The 19,882-nt window shown below is 32.2% G+C and carries 9 protein-coding genes and 1 tRNA gene; 4 read left to right on the top strand and 6 right to left on the bottom strand.

Annotated elements, in window-relative coordinates; genetic code table 11:
• Positions 1-453 precede the first annotated feature (453 nt).
• The gene (locus P856_RS03345) at positions 454-1,803 is read left to right on the top strand and encodes a cytochrome P450 (protein ID WP_025300759.1); all 1,350 of its coding nucleotides are present in this window, start codon (positions 454-456) and stop codon (positions 1,801-1,803) included.
• Positions 1,800-3,110 carry a cytochrome P450 gene (locus P856_RS03340; protein ID WP_025300758.1) on the top strand — a complete coding sequence of 437 codons (1,311 nt, stop codon included), beginning with the start codon at positions 1,800-1,802 and terminating at the stop codon, positions 3,108-3,110. Before P856_RS03345 ends, P856_RS03340 begins: the two co-directional genes overlap by 4 nt.
• 1,719 nt (positions 3,111-4,829) lie before the next feature.
• Here the strand turns inward: P856_RS03340 and rplT are convergent.
• From rplT to purH, 3 genes are all read right to left on the bottom strand, one after another.
• Positions 4,830-5,204, bottom strand: coding sequence for a 50S ribosomal protein L20 (rplT, locus tag P856_RS03335; protein ID WP_025300757.1), 375 nt, complete (start codon positions 5,202-5,204; stop codon positions 4,830-4,832).
• 11 nt (positions 5,205-5,215) lie between these two features.
• A complete protein-coding gene (gene rpmI / locus P856_RS03330; protein WP_025300756.1) occupies positions 5,216-5,413 on the bottom strand; it encodes a 50S ribosomal protein L35 in 198 nt (65 codons plus the stop codon).
• Between the two features lie 2,810 nt (positions 5,414-8,223).
• Positions 8,224-9,810: a bifunctional phosphoribosylaminoimidazolecarboxamide formyltransferase/IMP cyclohydrolase gene (gene purH / locus P856_RS03325; RefSeq protein WP_025300755.1), complete on the bottom strand. Its 1,587-nt coding sequence runs from the start codon at positions 9,808-9,810 to the stop codon at positions 8,224-8,226.
• A 1,095-nt stretch (positions 9,811-10,905) separates the two neighbouring features.
• Here purH and bfr point away from each other — a divergent pair.
• Positions 10,906-11,379 (top strand): bacterioferritin, encoded by a 474-nt coding sequence (bfr, locus tag P856_RS03320; protein ID WP_025300754.1) that lies wholly within the window; start codon positions 10,906-10,908, stop codon positions 11,377-11,379.
• Between the two features lie 1,283 nt (positions 11,380-12,662).
• Here the strand turns inward: bfr and P856_RS03315 are convergent.
• The gene (locus P856_RS03315; RefSeq protein WP_025300753.1) at positions 12,663-13,172 is read right to left on the bottom strand and encodes a copper chaperone PCu(A)C; all 510 of its coding nucleotides are present in this window, start codon (positions 13,170-13,172) and stop codon (positions 12,663-12,665) included.
• 1,995 nt (positions 13,173-15,167) lie between these two features.
• On the opposite strand from P856_RS03315, the gene P856_RS03310 reads away from it, so the two are divergent.
• Positions 15,168-15,242, top strand: a tRNA-Gln gene (locus P856_RS03310).
• Positions 15,243-15,966: 724 nt separating this feature from the next.
• On the opposite strand, the gene P856_RS03305 is transcribed toward P856_RS03310, so the two are convergent.
• Both P856_RS03305 and P856_RS03300 read right to left on the bottom strand, forming a co-directional pair.
• Positions 15,967-16,182 (bottom strand): DUF2061 domain-containing protein, encoded by a 216-nt coding sequence (locus P856_RS03305; protein WP_052323033.1) that lies wholly within the window; start codon positions 16,180-16,182, stop codon positions 15,967-15,969.
• 1,461 nt (positions 16,183-17,643) lie between these two features.
• Positions 17,644-19,554 (bottom strand): polysaccharide biosynthesis protein, encoded by a 1,911-nt coding sequence (locus tag P856_RS03300; protein ID WP_025300751.1) that lies wholly within the window; start codon positions 19,552-19,554, stop codon positions 17,644-17,646.
• Between the last annotated feature and the right edge of the window lie 328 nt (positions 19,555-19,882).

The following is a 19,882-nucleotide window of genomic DNA, read 5'->3' as shown; positions in this document are numbered from 1 at the left end:
GAAGACTGTCAGGTTGTATTATAGAGATCATCTTACAGGAATCCGGTTTAGTTTCTTTTCTAGGAAATTTGACTTAAGTCTTCGTTGGTTAAATTTTTTAAGATCATTCAGGAAAGGAACTGATTTTCTGAGGCTAAGGTAGTTTTAGATTTACATTGCTGCACAGCAGTTATTACTTGTTTTTATGGGTTAAGGCGGATTTTAAATTATATTTGGTGAATAATTAATTATTCTAATAAAATCTCGTTATAGAAAAAATGATATTTTACCGCGCTATCAAGTTGTATCAGAAACTGTAAAACTACATCAAACGATTGACTATTTTGGGTATAAATTTCTCTTTGAGAGTAGAGAATTTATAAATTCATTGCAGAATGCCCGCGACGACATAGCAATCAATGCTAAGTCGTCGGTTCTTACTAACTAGTATACTCGTGTGAGAGAAGATGAACGATGACAACAAATGCCACTGACTTTGCTCCCCGCATGACTTTACCTCCAGGACCACGCTTTTCACTTTTTAGTAAGATTGGCTATTTGCGTGATCCGATAAGTTTGTTCTCGCAAATGAAGGATAAGTACGGTGATCCTTTTTGCATTACAACCTCTGCGAAAACTGTCTTTACTGCTGATCCAGCAGGAGTAAAGCAAATTTTTACATCTCCAACTGATTGTTTTTTGCCGCTTCAGGTTGAAGCGCAAAAACAAGTTCTCGGCAAGGCATTCACCGGCCATTCTGGTGCGGAACATCGCCGTCAGCGTGCTCTACTTGCGCCTGGTTTGCGGACTGATGCTTTGCATCGATTAGCAGGACAAATGGTTAATGCAGCTCGTTTGCGTATGGAAACTTGGCATTTAGGCCAATCATTGGATTTGGTCGAAGAAGGCATGGCTATTGCTCTTGAAATTATTATTCGAGCATTGTTTAGTGTTCATGACCGGGATGGAATTGAAAAGCGTAAAAAAGCTGTGAGGGCATTCTCCGAGCAGTTAAGTAATAAGCTGTTTTTGTTTACATCAATGATGGGTTTACTGCACCCAGCAGTGCCTTCTCAGGGCAAGTTTATTCACGTGCGTCAGCAATTTCAAGACTTGCTGCTGCAAACTATTGCCGATATTCGCGCTGATCCTGGTAACCATGACGGGTTGCTAGCTCACATGGTATTAGCTAAACGAGATGATGGCTCGCCTGCGTTTGCTGACATAGAGATGGCTGATAATATGATTACAATGCTAATTGCCGGTCATGAAACTTCGGCACTTAGTTTTGGCTGGGCGGTACAGGCAGTGTTGGGAACTCCAGAGGTGTATGATAAACTGATGTCAGAATTGGCTGATGTTGATTTGGAAGTAAACCCAAATGCAGTGCATAATTTACCGTATATGAACGCAGTGATTAAGGAAGTTTTGCGATTCTGGACCCCGGTACCAGACGTTCTACGTTTGGTAGCTAAGCCTGTTGAGTTAATGGGCTATTCTATCCCAGAAGGAACACAAGTATGTGCTTGTGTATGGCTTACTCATTTTGATCCTAATATTTATGAAAATCCTTGGGATTTTAATCCAGGGCGGTTTTTGGATAGGCGATACACTGCCTTTGAGTATTATCCATTTGGCGGTGGTGAGAGAGTTTGTGTAGGGAATACATTTGCTCCGATGGAGCTTAAGGTATTGCTTGCGACAGTACTAAAAACTTGTCGTATTGAGTTAAAAGATAACAAATTTCCAACGTTGCTTCGTACCGGCTTTTTGCTTGGGCCTAAAACGCCTTTACGTGCAACTTACCATGGCAGGTTACTTTGAAAGACACTCTTCCACCTGGACCACGTGGATTAATCGGGCCGATGATGAAATTTGCTGCCGATCCAGTTGGTGCTCATCGAGCTTTCGCTGCGCGTTATGGTGATCCATTTACTCTTCGCTTACCTGGCATGCGGATGATGGTGATTGGAGATGCAAGTTCTATTCTCCAAGTTCTAGCCTTGCCGATTGATGCATTTAGCGTATTGGATGTTGGTATCGAAGTTATGGGGGTTTATAGTTTAGTGCGCCTAAATGGTGCAGCCCATTCTGCCTCTCGGAAGCAGGTAGCACCCTTGGTTATGAATCCTTTACGCCGTAACAATGGCTCTATCATCCAAGATATTGCTCGGCGTGTTTATGCCAAGTCTACCGGAAGGCGCGTATTGATGATTGAAGTAGCTAAGCGGCTTACACTTCATGTAATTTTACGTAGCGTTATTGGCATTTTGCCAGAGCAAGAAGAGGCTCGTTTTGCTGTAGCTTATGCAGCTTTGCAATCGAAAGCGAGTTTCATGCTTCATTTTTTGCCAATTTTACAGCTAGATCTTGGTCCATGGTCCCCTTGGGGCAAATTGAAAAGGGCTCGTGCTACTGTAGATCATATTATAGCACAGTCGATAGAGCATGCTATTTATCGAGGTGAAGAAGACTCTCATCCTTTCTTAGCCATTGCGCGCGCAGCAAGGGAATCTACAGATCCAGCTTTGGGAGTAGATGCTTTGCGCGACCAACTCTTTACCCTTTTGTCTGCTGGACACGCTTCTACCGCTCAAGCATTAACTTGGGCAATTTGGCATGTTTATGCTGATTTTAAAATTCTTGCTCGACTTAGAGAAGAACTTGCTTCGGTGGGAACAGATCCTGATAGGATAGTTCGTCTTGATTATTTAGATGCGGTTTGTCGAGAAGTATTGCGGTTGCGACCGATTGGTCCAGTGATTGGCCGTAAGTTAGCACGACCATTAGATCTTGCTGGACGTATGTTACCGGAGGGTACGGTGATTGGATTATCAGTCCCTCTTGCTCATAGCGATCTAACAGCTTTCCCTGAACCTGATATGTTTCGACCCGAACGTTATCTTGGTGATAATCAAGCCGCTAAGTCAAGATCAATTCCATTTGGAGGAGGAGTACGACATTGTCTTGGTGCAAATCTAGGTTTAACTGAAATGAAACTTGCATTAGCGATTTTAGTAGAAGGCTATGATGTTTTGCTAAGTGATGACAAACTTCCTCCTAAACACAAATTAATTGACGCGGTCGCTGGTCCAGCTGGTGGTGTGCCGTTAGTTATGACTGCTCGTTGATTAATGGCTGATTTAAATAATTATCAATGAATTTTTTTGGGTTACTAAGTTACTTAATAATTTAAAATATAGATTAGTTTTTATTATAATTGAGTCAATTCCAATTGTATTAAGCCCTTTAGGCTAAAGTAAAACTGGATAAACAAAATTGCTGTCTGTTTTTAGACTGTTTATATTATCTCGACATTTTAATAATCTCTCTACCATTTGTTTTACATTAAGCTAAATTATTTATTGACGCCTATAGTTATTTAGAGGATTTACTAATTTTCTATAATTTTTTGCTAAAGAGTGGCGTATTTGTTGATAAGCTAGTTAAATTTTTTCTTAATTAAGAGCTGCACTGATTAGTCAGACTTTGGAGGCCCGTTTTGTTATGGTTTTTAAGACTAACTATTACACTTTTAGCTTATGGATCTAATTAATTATTTTCTCCAGTATTCGCTAATACCTTGTAGTTCTTCATACACAAAATAATCATAACGTTAGATGTTTTTGTGAATGGTGGTTGTAGATTTGATTACCTAGTCTTTGCTCTCAGACGGAGCAACAAGCATTACTAAAATAGTTTAAACGATAAAGTTCAAAATTTATTTTACCTATAAAAGCTTCACCTACCTTAGATTTTAGATGCCGAGTATAGTATTATTATTTTATTATTAAATTCAATAAATAACAAAAGGGTTATTTATTTCATCAACCGCTAGTAATTAAAATAATCAACATGATTTAATACAATAAAATATCTCTTCTTTGTAAGTTTTAATCAGCTTAGAATGATACTCATTTGTCTATTTTAGTAGGGTTTCAATTACTATTGAAAGGATTTTTCATCCTTAGGTTCCAGTTATAGCGTGTTGCAAATTTTTATGAATAAAGTAAATAGATATTATAAATAATTAAATATAAAGTAACTGTAATTACTACTTAGTAATTACAGTTACTTTATTACCGTTAATTACTAAAACAGTAGCGATATTTTTTCAATCTTTGATTAAGTTTTATATATTAAAGAGAAAATTGTTGAAAATTAATGTAAAATATTTTTTTATAAATTAAAAATGAAACTTGACGAAGCTAATATACTGTTTTTAGATGATTTAAGGGCAAGACAATTATCAATCTTCTCATATATTTATTGTTATTAGCAAATAGTTTAATACATTTTTGATTAAAATAATTTTTTATCTTATTTACTAGAGCGATAAGTTTTTACATAAAAGTTATGGAATGAATTGTTTATAAGCTTGGTTGTCGCTAAAAGTAAATGATCAACAGTAAATTGGTCTTTTGCGCCAGCATTGCTAATTTAATTTTTAGGGTAACAAATATTTTATTCTCTTTGATGACTAAGATTAAGTGTATTACTGATGATTTTTAATAAGAAGATATCCTTATTTGAAGATAAGAAGGTTAATTATTTTAACTGTTACTAAGGTTTTTTTATTCGTTTATCGAAAGCAATGAAGTAAAAATTTAAAGCAATTTCTTCCTTCCTAAGAAAAATTTTTATCTGCAAATCTGCTTCGGAAGGAAGATAAATAAGTATTAATTAATTTGCTTTCGGCAGACTATCTTCGCAGTTAGTCAATTAAAACCCGATCTGCTTCTTAGTATAACCTGACTTAATTCTAATCCTGGAGATATGGTTGAAAGTGTTGTCCTTGGGGTTTTGCTGCTATATAGCAAATAAATTTTAAGATAGATTAATTTATTATTCTATTTGCTATGTTTATTTAGTTTTTGAGTACTTTCAAGATGTTTTATAATATTTTTGAATGTAATGGGGCTGTGAATTGCTAGGTCTGCAAGAATCTTGCGATCTAATTCAATTTGTGCAAGTTTAAGTCCGTTCATAAAACGCGAATAAGTTATGCCGTGCTGCCGCACCCCAGCATTGATACGTTGGATCCATAATGCTCGAAAATTACGCTTACGCGTGCGTCGGTCACGGTAAGCGTATTGTCGACTTTTTTCAACTGCCTGAACAGCGATTCGGAATACATTCTTGCGGCGACCGTAGTATCCCTTGGCTGAATTTATCACTTTTTTGTGTCGCGCATGTGTGGTAGTACCTCTCTTAATTTTTGCCATCTATTTGTTCCTTAACAGTAGGGCATAAATCTTCTAATTATTTTTTGATCCGGATCAGATAGTAGAAAAGTTCCGCTAGCTTGTCGCTTCATTTTTTGGGAACGTCGGCGCAACATATGACGTTTGTACGCCGCGTTACCTTTAATATTACCCGACTTAGTCATACGAAAGCGGCGTTTAATGCTGCTTTTTGTCTTCATTTTTGGCATTTTTTGATTCCTTAAATCAAGCTATAACTCAATACACAATCTGTCAAACCTTTTTATATACTGTAAAATACTCTATACCTAATTTATTGATCATTTTATATCTATAATATTCAAGTCATGAATACACGAACATAATAGAATTGTTACATATACATAGATGATTTTATGCAAAGTAGTTTGAATAAAATTTCCTATTATAAACTAGATTTTATTCTTGATATGGTTAACTTGTGGAATACGATAGTAAGAATTACACTATTGTAATAATAAATAAACTATTATTACAATAGTGTATAGCTGGATTTTAGCTGACTAATCATTGTTTGGCTGTACATAATAATAAAATCTTTGTAAGATATTGATTGTTTAGCTTTTTTTAATTTGGCAGCAAACAATATGGTGATTGTGGCAGACATGGTTTGCTGTTTGGGAAAGGATTAATTTATTATAGTATAAGACTTCTATCGGCAAGTAATATATCTTAATTATACTTTTAATCCTAGAGAACCCTGCTCTATCTATAACTGATATATTTATTCTTTAGTAATTACAGACAATTATTATTCTCGCTTTAACCTTCTTTGTTGCCATACTCGTTTAAGGAGTTTTTCTACAAAATGATTGCTAAAACTCTAATGCACGGTTTATTGTTGAGTGATAAAATAATCAACATTGTATTGATCTATAAATTAGTACTTTATTAGTATTTTGTTAAATTAATTGCATTGAAATTTTAAAGCTTTACTACCATTGGATTAAAAAATAATGACTTGTTTGTTCTGTTTTTGTGCTATTGGTCAGCATTGTCATTTCAATAAATATTGAACCATTATTAACAAACCTCGAGCAATTAAAATTCCAATCAGATCATTGCTTACATGTATAGCTAACTTGAGTTTATTGGTATAATTTTTTACTGCTTTTGTCAGTAAAAACTTTTTTTTAAATAATATATATTAATCTTTATGAACTATTTTTAATTATCTTGAAGTATGATTTGGGGATTCGCAGTTTTATACAAAAAATATCATCTCATTATAATATACAAGTTTGTGCTTTAGAATGTTAAAAAATTGTTCTTTCTATAATACAAATAACCGAAGAAACACTTTAATTATAAAAAATTTTATTTTGAAAATAATTAATTAAAATGAATCAAAGAAATTGATAGGAAATAAGTATTTGAAATACCAAGTCTATTTAACGATAATAGCCATTCTAATTAATATTTTTACTATTTTATTCTGTTACATTAATATAATATAGATTCCTAGATTGAAGCTAATTCTTATCGATTAAAAATTATTGTTTTTTTAGAGTAAATATAAGATGCTTATAAGCATATTAATGATATACGAAAATTTCGTCACTTCTTTTACTACTTAGTAAAGAAAATTCTTGGATATGTTAATTTTTGCTTAACTCTTAATAAGCTTACAGTGATTAAAGTTTATCTACGTTAACATGATTATTGATGTTTGATAAATTTCAATTGCGAATTTAGGTTGTAGAAAAGTAATTAGTTGATAGTAAAGATAAAACTTTTAATTAAGGTAAACTAGAATTTCAAAAATATTAATTGCTTATAGCAAAAAAAATAAACGAATATTTTTGATTTTATAAAAGAACTTGGAAGCAAATGCCAGACTTTTATTCTAGTTAATAGTAAATAATGCACATTCCTAGAAGACAATAATAAGCTGATACAGCGAATCGATGGGTTTAGCCTTTCATCTGTTAATACTGGCTGTAGTATCCATTATCAAACAACCATTTTCTTCTAAAAATAATTTGATAATGTAGATAAATTAACGATCTCAAGTATTGTTAAACATTTTGCTTATTAAAATTTTTTGATGCAACATTAGGGAAAAGCATACTTGGGGTATACTAAAAAAAATAACCCCTAATTTTAGCAAGTTTGGATACGTTTAACCTAAAAGATTCCTAATATATTATTCAAGCAAAAATGATTGTTGTATATCTACTATAATCACAGTTTTATAGAATAAACTAAAGGAATAATCTTACCTTTTTTTCAAATACTTTGGCTATATATCACTAGCTAACTAACTATTGGAATAAACAACTTGTTTTAGCATAAAGGAAACTTGGACATTTATTTGCTGACAAGCATATAGCGAGATCAGATAACTTCTTCTTTGTTTGCATGCTGATTTGCGAACATTACTTGCTGATATTGGTGAATATTCTATATTTGTTTGTTATTGAACAAAGTATTTTAAATTAAAATAATACCATCTATTATCCTTTGCAAATAATGATTCCATTCATTCGTACACCTGAGCAGTGTTTAACCTGCTAAACAGATAAAAATTTACTTACATTTAGTGCTATATAAAAATATAGCCGATTTCACTTAGGAGATAATTTATTTAAACACTAATCACTAGCTTTATTGTTTAAGACGGAGATGCTACAAACTATTTGCAAGATTTAAGTAAAATAACATTTAAGCAATAATTGTTAGTTTTTGTAATATTATCAGTTAAATACCACAGATGCATAATTGCTTAATGACTTTATTTACTGATTCGAAAAAAGTTAGTCTAACAGAATTTTATTTATATAATGGTATACTATGAATTTATTATTTGATAGCATTTCTGAGTAACATGATTAATTTATGTTGAAATTTTTTTTAGAAGATAATTGAATTAATAATAATTTTTAATTAATCAGCCTATTAGGTAAGTTGATTCAGTAATATTCTTAGTTAACAAAACATTATCAATTAGTTATAACACAATAGTCTAATATCTCGTAAAAAACTATGTATGTGTTGAATTTTAATGAAGTAAGTGTCGCATACCGGTTAAAACCATTGCGAGATTGCGTTCATTGGCAGCCGCAATAATCTCTTTGTCGCGAACTGATCCCCCTGGCTGAATGATTGCAGTCGCTCCAGCTTCAGCAACAGTAATCAAAGTATCTACAAAAGGAAGAAAAGCATCAGAAGCAACAACCGAGCCAAGCGTACGTGGTTCCGCTCGGCCAGCTAATTCAGCTATGTCTTTAGCCTTCAAGGCAGCAATTTTAGCAGCATCTACTCGGCTTGTTTGACCTGCACCAATAGCAGCGGTAGATCCGTCTTTTACATAAACGATAGCGTTTGACTTTGCATGTTTACAAACACGAAAAGCTAACAGTAAATCACGTATTTCTGCTTCGCTCGGATAACGGTTAGTAACTACCTTTAGCTTATCTTGATTCACTTTTCCCGCATCACGTGATTGAACTAGTAATCCTCCGGATAAATTATTAATAATCAGACCAGAAGACGTAGGATCAGGCATGCCGCCGGTCTTTAGAAGTCGCAGATTTTTCTTTCCTATAAGAACCTCTAATGCTCTTGGATCAAAATACGGTGCAATTACTACTTCTACAAAAATCGTAGCAATCTTTGTTGCAGTAGCAAAGTCTATCTTGCGATTAGCCGCAACTATGCCACCAAAGGCACTAATAGGATCACTAGCGAGTGCAGCGTCCCAAGCTTCGCTCAATAAATTAGCGACAGCTACACCACATGGATTTGCGTGCTTTATGATAACAATTCCTGGACTCTCGAGCTCAGCTACCAATTCAAAAGCAGCAGCAGTATCGTTCAAGTTATTATAGCTAAGCTTTTTGCCTTGAATTTGCTCAGCATTAGATACTCCGAATCTTTTTTCTGCTGTATGGTAAAAAGCAGCTTCTTGGTGAGGATTTTCCCCGTAACGTAACATCCGAGGAGCAAAGCCGGATAGAGTAAAGCGACGTGGAAATATTTCGCCTGTTTCGCGGGTTAACCAAAGGGAAATTGCAGCATCATAAGCTGCAGTACGACCATAAGCGATAGCTGCTAGTTTGCGACGGAGAGCCATTCTAGTAGAACCATTGTGTGCATACATTTCATCGAGTAACAGACCATAATCATCCACATCTACTATAACTGTTACGAATTCATGATTCTTAGAGGCTGCACGAATCATAGCTTGTCCTCCGATATCAATGTTTTCCACACTCTCATCGTAATCTGCTCCATGAGATTGACTTATCTCAAAGGGATAAAGATCAACTACCAAAAGATCAATCTGAGATATTCCATACTCATTCATAGCAGCAATATGATCATCCTTATCACGCCGAGCAAGCAGTCCTCCGTGAATCGATGGATGTAAAGTTTTTATACGCCCATCCATCATCTCCGGAAAGCCAGTTATTTTTGCTACGTCCACTACTGGAATTCCAGCATCGGCGATCTTCTTGCAACTGCCGCCAGTAGATAGAATTTCAACCCCCATCTGCGACAAAGCTAAGGCAAACTCAGTAAGACCAATTTTGCAAGAAACAGAAATTAATGCTCGAGAAATATGAATCAAATCAGGAGGAGTCATGTGATTAATACTCGGCAGTTGTTAAAAAAATAAAGCTTATCTTTATTCAAAGATCTGCGGTTAATTAAGCACTGGAATCTATGAGATACTAACGCTTAGGTAATTATTTATGACCTATAAAGCAATTAAACAGCTAATAATTAATCAGATTTGGTATTTTTCAGAGAAATTTTATTGCTGATAGTTATTTTTAAATTATTTGAGCACGATTATACATTCACATGTCAAAATTCACAAAGCCTATTTATGCAAAAATAGCAAACAAGTTTTAGGCTGTATAGCATTGTTATTATTCAAAAAACTTAAAATCTTCATCGCTAACTCATCATAATTCTAAGCAATAATTAAAATACTTTATAGATCAAGATAAACTTTTAGCTTAGCTAGCAAATTATTCAGGTAATCAATAAATTCATGTTATGATCATATCTTAAATAAAGATATTGCCTTTCAATCTAAAAACTTAGATTTACATAGTCGTATGTAAAGTAGTTTAAAAAATAATTATCAATTCAACATATTAAATTACATAACGAATAGATATTTTTATTAATTTTATATTATAAATATTGACCAACTCTATCCTTTAGAAGGCTTATTGTTTTGGTCACAGTAATGTTAGAGTGTATGTTTGTTATTTAATTTATCCCTTGGGCTTAGCTTAAGAAAATATATAGCTTGTGTTAACATAATCTTAAATTATCTTTGTCGTAAATTATACAACAATATGTTATTTATTTGTTTTATATGATAATGTTTAGTTAAAGAATTTATTTTTTGTTATGCAAAGAAATTATTGTTGGATGTGTATATAGATTATAGGTGGGGCTGAGCATATTTATTCATTAAAAATAAGAAAAATTTTCTCGAATAATGGTAATGATAGTAGCAGAGCGCTTTTAGCAATTAGCATAACTAATTATAATCATTATAATTAGTTAAAGTTATAGAAAAAATTAATTTTAAGAAAAATCAGTAATTATTTGTTATATATGCTAGTTAAATAATTTATGCTCTTCGGATTTGCATTGCTTGTGGTTGCTAGTTGTTGTACTATATATTTTCGTTCTAAAGTTTACGGAGGCCTAAGGTATCGTGCAAAGCGCAAAAACAATCATTGAACAGCTGAATGGCATTCTTAAAAACGAGTTGACCGCAATCAGTCAATTTTTTTTGCATTCTCGCATTCTAGGAGAATGGGGAGTAAATGATCTTTCGAAGAAAGCTTATTTAGAAGCAATGGAAGAGATGGAGCACGCTGATAAGTTAATCAAACGCATCTTATTCCTCGAAGGCTTACCTGACCTACAAACGCTAAAGACTTTGCGTATAGGTAAAAATGTTAAGGAAATTATTGAATGTGATCTTGCGGTTGAACTTGATGCTTTGCCGTTTCTTCGAGATGCCATTGCTGATGCTCAATTGATTAGCGATTATGTAAGTAGTAAGCTTCTAGTGGAGATTCTTGAAGACGAAGAAGAGCACATGAATTATCTTAAGACCCAGCTTGATTTGCTTAGCCGTATTGGTTCGGAGCATTATACTCACCTAAAAAGTGTAGTTAAGTAATGTTATAGAGTAAGAATTAGTTTACTAAGTGCTAGAGAACTTTTGTGTGGGCAATAAATAAAATACAATGCTCTTTATAAAAATTTTTTTACCTTCTTGTTATTGTATTTTTTTATATTATCAAGACCTTTTATGAGTTTGCATCTCTTGTATAATGATAAAATATGATTGTTACATATTGCCGATATTAATATCGGCAATATGTTGTGATTGTCATACTTAAATATAATTTGGTTTGAGACGTTATGCGTATTCTTGAGACGTTATGCGTATTCGTGTCTGAGTCAAAAAAATTAACTTCCTTATGTCCTAAGATGGTTATATTAGGTCAATTAATCTGTTCGATCTATAGCAATTTTATCTCAGTCAAAACAACCCAGCGAATAATCAAATATGCTACAATTATTAGCTGACAATAACTTTACTTATTGCAATATGTATTTACAAGTATTAAGATCTAGAATTTCTTCCATTGTTACTAGGTAGTGAAACTATATTGGCAAGGATGAAAAATAAGGTAAGAAGTTTTTATATCTGTAACTGTCATAGTTAATTATGAATTATGGCTAAATTTTATAGCGGAAAATTTTTAATGTTCATCGTTAGAAGTGTTTCATAATAATTAGAAACAAATTGGTGCAGTAAAACTACGTAAATAAAAAATATACGTGGTACCACTGTACGTTATAGATAGAATTTATTATAATAAAAAATTTTATAACTCTCAAAAAGCAATTCTTTTTTAATCCTAGGATCTTAGCGATGCTAAATACCGTAAGTGGTTTAAAAATTAACAAATAACTCTACTACTTTTTTCAATTTAGCTACTTATCATACTTCGAAATGATTAGGTTTCAATAACTCAAACAACTTTTGTCAAAGTTTTAAAATAGCTTTATTTTTTTTTATAAAAGCAAGCAAACTATCATAATCATTCAATTAGTTATAATATAGCGCACCAAAAATTATTTAATACTGAGTGCTATAAAATTCTATATTATTTTACTAACATACAATTAAACCACACTCAAAATACCAGGTTTACTACAATAAGCTGCAAAAATAATCTGAATGGTAGCTAGCTAACATAATAATGTGATAACAACTAGTGCTATATAAGTTATTGCACTAAATTTTTAATTATATATGAATCATTAATTTTTACCTAATAAAAAGGTACATTACTCCTATATATACAATGATACAAAAACACAGTTAGAAAAAAACCTAATTAACGATCAATTTATTACTTATGGCTATTCTTTTCGCATACTAATAAGCTATCAAGTAGCGGCTGGACTGTGCATCGCATCAATTTCCCCAATTGATACGTTACAAGTAATTTCGCCTGCTTTTTCAAAAATTAAAGTCAAACAAAAGCTATCTCCTTTCTTTAAGGAGCTTTTCAAGCCTAGCAACATGATATGGTTGCCACCAGGCTGCATACTCAGCAAACCTTTGCTTGGTAGAAATATTGAATCTAATCTACGCATTTTCATTACGCCGTTTTTATTTAGATGCGTATGTAGCTCTGCACGGTCAGCAATCGGAGTTTTTGCTCCAATAAGATTGTCCACTTCAATATTCATGTTCTTAATGGTTAGGAAGGCTGCGCCATTCTTAATAGAACCCACACTAGCTCGCGAAAAAGCATTTTCGATGCAAATACCTTTACTCATGACAGCATTAGAGCCAGCGCAATCGATATTTTTATTAGGAATTGTCTTATTTGATGAAGGGGTAGCAAGAGCATTATCGATACCTTGATTAGTGGATAGAAAACTGGGCATCATGTAAAACATCCCACTAATTAACGTAAAGTAAATCAGAATAAATTTAGCATTCATTTCAGTTAATTTTTCCTTTATTTCCTCTTAATTGTAAGAAGGAGGTTTTGCAAATCACTCAAATTTAGAAAAACACGAGACTATATTACGTTAAATTTAAGCGTTAAGCAATGATTATTGCAAAAAATTAACTAAATAGGCACTTTTTTTTAAAGTAAATTCTTAAAGTAAAAGTTTTGCGCATATAAAAAATATATCTAGAATTTTGATTTAAAGTACTTGATCACAATCGACGTTTGATAGTAAAAGCATCGTCCTAGGCATTTTATAGCATATGACACGCTATAAAATCGGTGAAAATTATTTAAATAAATTTTGCTAATTAGTGTGATTTAAATTATTCAGAGTAAAAATATTTCTAATATAAAATGACTATTATAATTAAATCTTAAAATAATAAATCAACTAATCGGTCTATTAGCGATAAGTGCTAAAAAATAGCATAGAAAATATAGCTTTTATTCGAATAATTTATGCAATAAAGTAAAAAATTTTTAATAGAAGAGATGGATATTATAATCCACTTGAATAAGTTAAATAAATAATATCCTAATGGAAAATGGACTTAAATATAAGTTGCTGTTAATATTTCTTTTGCTTATATGCCTTAAATTTTAAACAACAGCTTTCCATTTAAATACCGATTATTTCCAAAATAATTTTTATTAAGTTTAGGCCAATATTAAGTTTAGTTTAAAATTTCGAATATTTTAATATTATACTAGGAGTAGCTCGATGCAAAATACACTCTTTCGGATTAATCCGAAACGAATACTTTTTGTTTGAGTGCATTTATATCTATAAAACATTTTTTAAATGTAAATAGCTAAGGTTTCTGGCACCTAGAGCGCACAAAAAAGGTAATACGCTTTTATAAAAGATGAAGCATTGTATTTTAGGTCAAGATTGCTTGACTAGTGTTATCTTAATATTAATTATATACCTGCTATAGTATTATAGAAAATATACTGCTACTAGATGAACATTTAATATCATTGCAGATTATTGTTAATCCACAACCTACAATTAACTAATAAATTGATCGAAAAAGTACTATAGCCCTAAATTTATATCACAGTAAAGCACATACTGTATATGATTATGATCCAGAAGACCAAGTCATATGTTTGATATTTAAGTGTGAATAAGAATACCGTCTATTCATTATTTATAACATGCTTTATCACCTTTGATGAGATTTCTTGAGGAGATCAAGCATAGTATATTACAATGTAGCCTTACAATTCATGCCAAAAATTTGTAAAGAGAGTTTGATTATAAAGAAGCACTTAAACATTCTCCCTTAAAAACAACTTGTCATCTGGGTGCTCTTTTCAAAGAGAGTTCTAAATTGTTAGATAGCAAGTACATGGTACATAATAATGATTAATAGACATAAGTTCACTCTTTATAAAAATTGTCATAACAAAGATAATTCTTTATTGGCAAATTAAATCAAAAGTATTTTTAGGTTTAGTTTACTAGCCAAATTCGCTTACTGTAAGCTAATTGAAATTTTCTTTTTCTTATTATAAAGAATTTTTCGTATAAGCATTCTTTAGTGTAAAAATACTTATATTCGATTAAAATTACTAAACTGCTATAGTTGATTACCTAAAGTAAATTGAGATTGATACTAATAATCAAGCAATAAAAAGATTTATATCTTAAGAATGACTTTTATGCAAAATTGAGCTTGCGCATGATTAATAACATGTTTAATTTCCTAATTATTGGATTAGATATACTGATTTAACCAAAACTATACATAGTTGGCTTATCTGTTATGTTATGAACATGTCCTAAAAATAATTAATCCGATATAGATTATTAAAAGCAAATTTTAGCGTTTTTTAAAAGGCGAAATATACTACTACCTAATAAAATAGATTAAGCTTAATACTAACAATTTAGTGCGAGTTGCTTATTGTATCTTTTGTGTGGGGCGTAGCCAAGCGGTAAGGCAGCGGTTTTTGATATCGTTATGCGCAGGTTCGAATCCTGCCGCCCCAGCCATTGCAATTATCAGTTAATATTTCCAGTTACTAATTTATAAAGCTTTATTTGTGTATAGATTTAAGTAGCGACTTTGCTAAGTTAATCAAAACTATTTTAAAATGTTGAAAGAATTTTTCGCTTTTTGTTTGGTTCTGGTTTTGTAAGATTAAACACTTAAAGTGAATCAATTAATTAATCAGCACTAAGCAAATAAAATTCATTAGCCACAATTAGTTTAATTCTAAATTAACTCACTATAGGGCTGCACTAAAAATCAACTCTTAATCTGTTTATAGGCACTTATCTCAGGTTAGCAAAATTAAAGATTACTTGGTGTAAGTTATAGCATCTATTTATTTTTTTAGTAATTTTATTGTTCGCCTAATTAAACTCCTATCCTTAAAATAGGAGATGAATTCTATCTATTAAGCTTTTGATGTATATAAATATTATTAGATATTATCTTGAGTTAAAATTAAGATAATATCTAATAATATTTAAGAAATGATAACTTCGCATTATAATTAAACTGAGATCTCTATAATTATATAAGCTGTGAAATAAATTGGTTAAAATTTTTTAAAAAAAGATATTTGCTTGTTATATCAAAATAGGATTTTTAAGTACAAAGATATTTATATTATTTGTTATACACCATGTAATAAATTGCTAAAACATCTAAAAATAGATAGTATTCGCCAAACATCATATTCACGATATTGGCGTTTTTGTTAATCATGTATCAATCGATACCCCATCCAAATCGTGACCACAATCGCTCGTGACCATAGTATAAGAACATTTTGGTTAGAACTTCTATACTAGCAATCGAGCTTGCCCAAGCAAAGCTATCAGTTATGATCAAACTGATCAGGAATGTATCTAAGGTTGCCATTGCTCGCCAAGTCAAGGTTTTGGCAAGAGAACGCTTACGAGTTGTTCGTGTGCAGTTGACCATCATTTATCTCCTTATTAGATACTAATAGATGCCATTTGTGATTTTTTTCAATTACTGGTGAGTATCGTATGCAGTTTTACTGCGCTTGCATATACAAGCTAACTAGTCAAAGAATTCATACTCCTCCTAAACTCCTTATTGCGATGAGCTTAATAAAGAAAATCTATAACTAACCAAAAATCTTCTCGTAATACATGTTATGAAATAACGCAATTGTCTCTTTGTAGGCGTTAGTAGTTATGTGCCTATAATCTTATGATTAAGTTTTATAATAAATACTTCTAGCTCTATAAAACTTTAATCTTACCTAGCTTAATTGCATGGTTAATGATGTCGGTTGATCTAGAAATCAATTCTAGACTTCATTCAATAATTACTATAAGAAAATAATTATTTGCTCGTTTCAAATGATAGGAAGATGTGTTCTTGTGCAGGTAAATAACTAGTAAAGATAATTTTTTCTTTCTACTCATAATAAGAATTAATGTTGATTAATGAGTTAATTATCTTTAGTTCAACAACTAAGCTATTTTATGAAGTAATTTTCTCAAAATATTAATCATTTACTGATAATAACACTAGTATTGTTTGCTGCAATTAGGAAGTCGTAATTAAAAGCGCTATCGTGCTTTTTTGAAAGCTACAACTAAAAATTTTATTTTTAAAGACAAATTTTGACAAAATATCAGCAAAAAAAGCTTTCTGTATTTTTTATCTTGTAATTAGTAAATGAAGGTTCTTCAATAAACTTAAAACACTAAGTTCATGATCTTTTTTTTAACAAAAGATCATGAACTTAAAGAAAATTACTATTTTATCCAATATACTTGAATATTTAATATTGCATTAAAATACTTACTAAACATAAGTAAATTCAACAGTTTGCCATAGAAAAAGCTCTAAAATTAAGAGCAAATCTGTTGTAATTTATTAATTATAAAAATTTATGTATTTGATAAATAATATTGGTATTAACAAATATTATTTGATCTTTTGTGCAGTTTTTAATCAAGACTTTTGATGAATAATCAAAAAAAACTATTATTATTTTTAATAATATAATCTTGCTTTATAATTATGGAGTATTTATTTTTATTAATTAAGATTTTTAATCTTTTTAAACTATTAGATATAATCATATCTAATAGTTTAAAAAGATTAAAGTATTTATATTTGTATGTTCAAATTGGCAAATATCTTATTAATAAGGTTTTTTAAATTATCTTAGATATCTTTTGATATTCAATAGATTAAGCATAATACTGCAGATTATGCTTAATACTGCAGTATTATGCTTAATCTAATTTTTAAAAAAAATTATACTATACCCAATTTATTACTCTAATGTCTAAAATTAAATACAAACTATTTATTGTATTGTTATAAGATATGATGATTAAAGATTATTTTAAAAAAATATCAAGTTAAAGGATAAACTGATTTGTGAGTATAGTTGCTTGGCTAGATTGCCTTATGATCCATTTTTGCTTTAAGCATACTAACTTTATATTCTGGCACTATCCGACTTAGGATTTGTATGGTCGCCATTGTTTGTCTGGAGGAAGCTGCTGCTTCCAATTCTTTCATAGCGCTTTGTATAAGTGGGCGATTTGTAATGCGAGGATTTGCATGACGTATGGCGGGGATTTTTGTAGCCTTTAGCGTTTCATTCATTTGAAACAGTTCTTCGTGTAGTTTATCTCCGGGACGAAGGCCCGTAAAGACTATTTGGATATCTTTCCCAGGAGTTAGCCCAGCTAGTCTAATCATTCGAGAGGCTAAATCAACAATTTTTATTGGCTCTCCCATATCCAGAACAGTGATTCCACCTCGCTTATTTTCCAAAGAAGCGGCTTGCAGAACTAATTCTACCGCCTCACGTACAGTCATAAAATAACGGGTGATATCTGGATGTGCGACAGTCAGTGGCCCTCCACGTTCTAATTGCCGCTGAAACAGCGGCACTATCGAGCCAGTTGAGCCTAGAACGTTACCGAAACGCGTGGTTACAAAACGAGTACCACCTTCTAGGTCGCGAGCTTGGCAATAGTATTCAGCAAGTTTTTTAGTAGCGCCCATAGCATTTGTTGGGTTTACTGCTTTATCGGTTGAAATTACTACCACGGTTTTAACCGCGGCAAAGCAGGCTGCATCCGCAATAATGCGAGTACCAATAGCATTTGTCAGCACAGCATCGCAAATATTATTTTCCATTAAGGGGACATGCTTTAGCGCAGCAGCGTGGAAGAGGATCTCTGGCTTAGTAGCTTTTAAAATCTCGTTTATTCTTGCTTGGTCACGTATGTCACCAATCATTGCAGTATGATGTAGATTTGAAGCAATTTCTGCGAGTTCGAGATCAATGCGATATAAAGCGTATTCTGACTGCTCAACTAAGGTGATACATGTCGGTTTAAGGCTAACAATTTGGCGGACTAATTCAGATCCAATTGTACCACCAGCCCCGGTAATTAGTACTCTTTTCCCCTCAATTAGTTTTTGCATAGATGGCCTGTCAAGGATTGCTTGTGGTCTACCAAGCACATCTTCCATATTAATAGGACGCAGGTACATTTTCTGTTCATTTGTGTGAACGCTTTCCAACATACTCAAAACAGGCATACGACTTACTGGTATGCCTATTGCATCTGCTAGTTGTACTAGTTTGCGTGTTGTCATTATATTGAGTTTGTGTTTTGTAATGACGATACGTTGGGGACGTAGGCCATGGATGGTCAATTTTTCAATTACTTCTTCTAATTGGCTAATTCCCCCATAGATTGGCACACCGCGGATTTGCCTTCCAGTTCGAGAATTTCGATTATCGATAATACCTACTACCATATACGGAAATCGATGCTTTGGAGTGGTTTCTCGGATAAATAATTCAGCTTCATCGCCTGCGCCGATTAATAGAACTGGTACTTTGCCTTCTGTGTTTTTATACTTAAAGATTGCTGTAATAGTTCCATTCTTTAGCAATTTATATCCAATACGTGGCAGTATTAATAAGATCGATAAAATAGTGGCCTGAATAACTGAAAATGAGGGGGGTAAGGCATCAAAGTGGGCAATGTTTGACTGTTGTAGTAGTAAGAAAAAACAGGAAACATTTATTAACACCGCTTGTACAATACGTCCTAGATCACCGATTGAGGTGTAGCGCCATATTGCAGTATCCAGTCGCATTAGAATGAACACTCCAAGCGTAAGCAAGGTAAATATTAGTATCCAAGTGTAAATCAATTGTATTGACCACCTGGTGATTTTCTCCCCAATTTGCAGGTACAGTGCTAATGGAAAGGAAATCGCTGCCACTCCTGTATCATGGGCAAAAATCAGCAGAGAACGTCGGAAAGCACGTGCTTTCATGTAGTAGGTCGTAAGTTAGTGAGATTAAAAATAATTCAAACACAGCATATGATGACGCAATTTCGATTTCTATAGATTAGAAACTGTATTTACAACTAATTCACAGTAAAATTAGCAAATACCAAGGTTATCCTTCACTTAGATGTACATTAAACAAATTTTTCATCTATGATTTGCTGAATATAGTATAAGTAAAACATGTGGTATGATTTATTTTTAACACGCTAATTAATCATACATAATAGTTTTTATAGTGTATCATCCCGCAAATGGGTCATAGCTTTGTCATTAAATTATATTAGTTATTGAAGATTGTTATTTAAGCTTT

It is taken from the genome of Candidatus Endolissoclinum faulkneri L5 (genome assembly GCF_000510265.1).
GTDB lineage: Bacteria > Pseudomonadota > Alphaproteobacteria > Thalassobaculales > Thalassobaculaceae > Thalassobaculum > Thalassobaculum faulkneri_A.
This window is presented reverse-complemented; position numbering and strand designations above follow the sequence as displayed.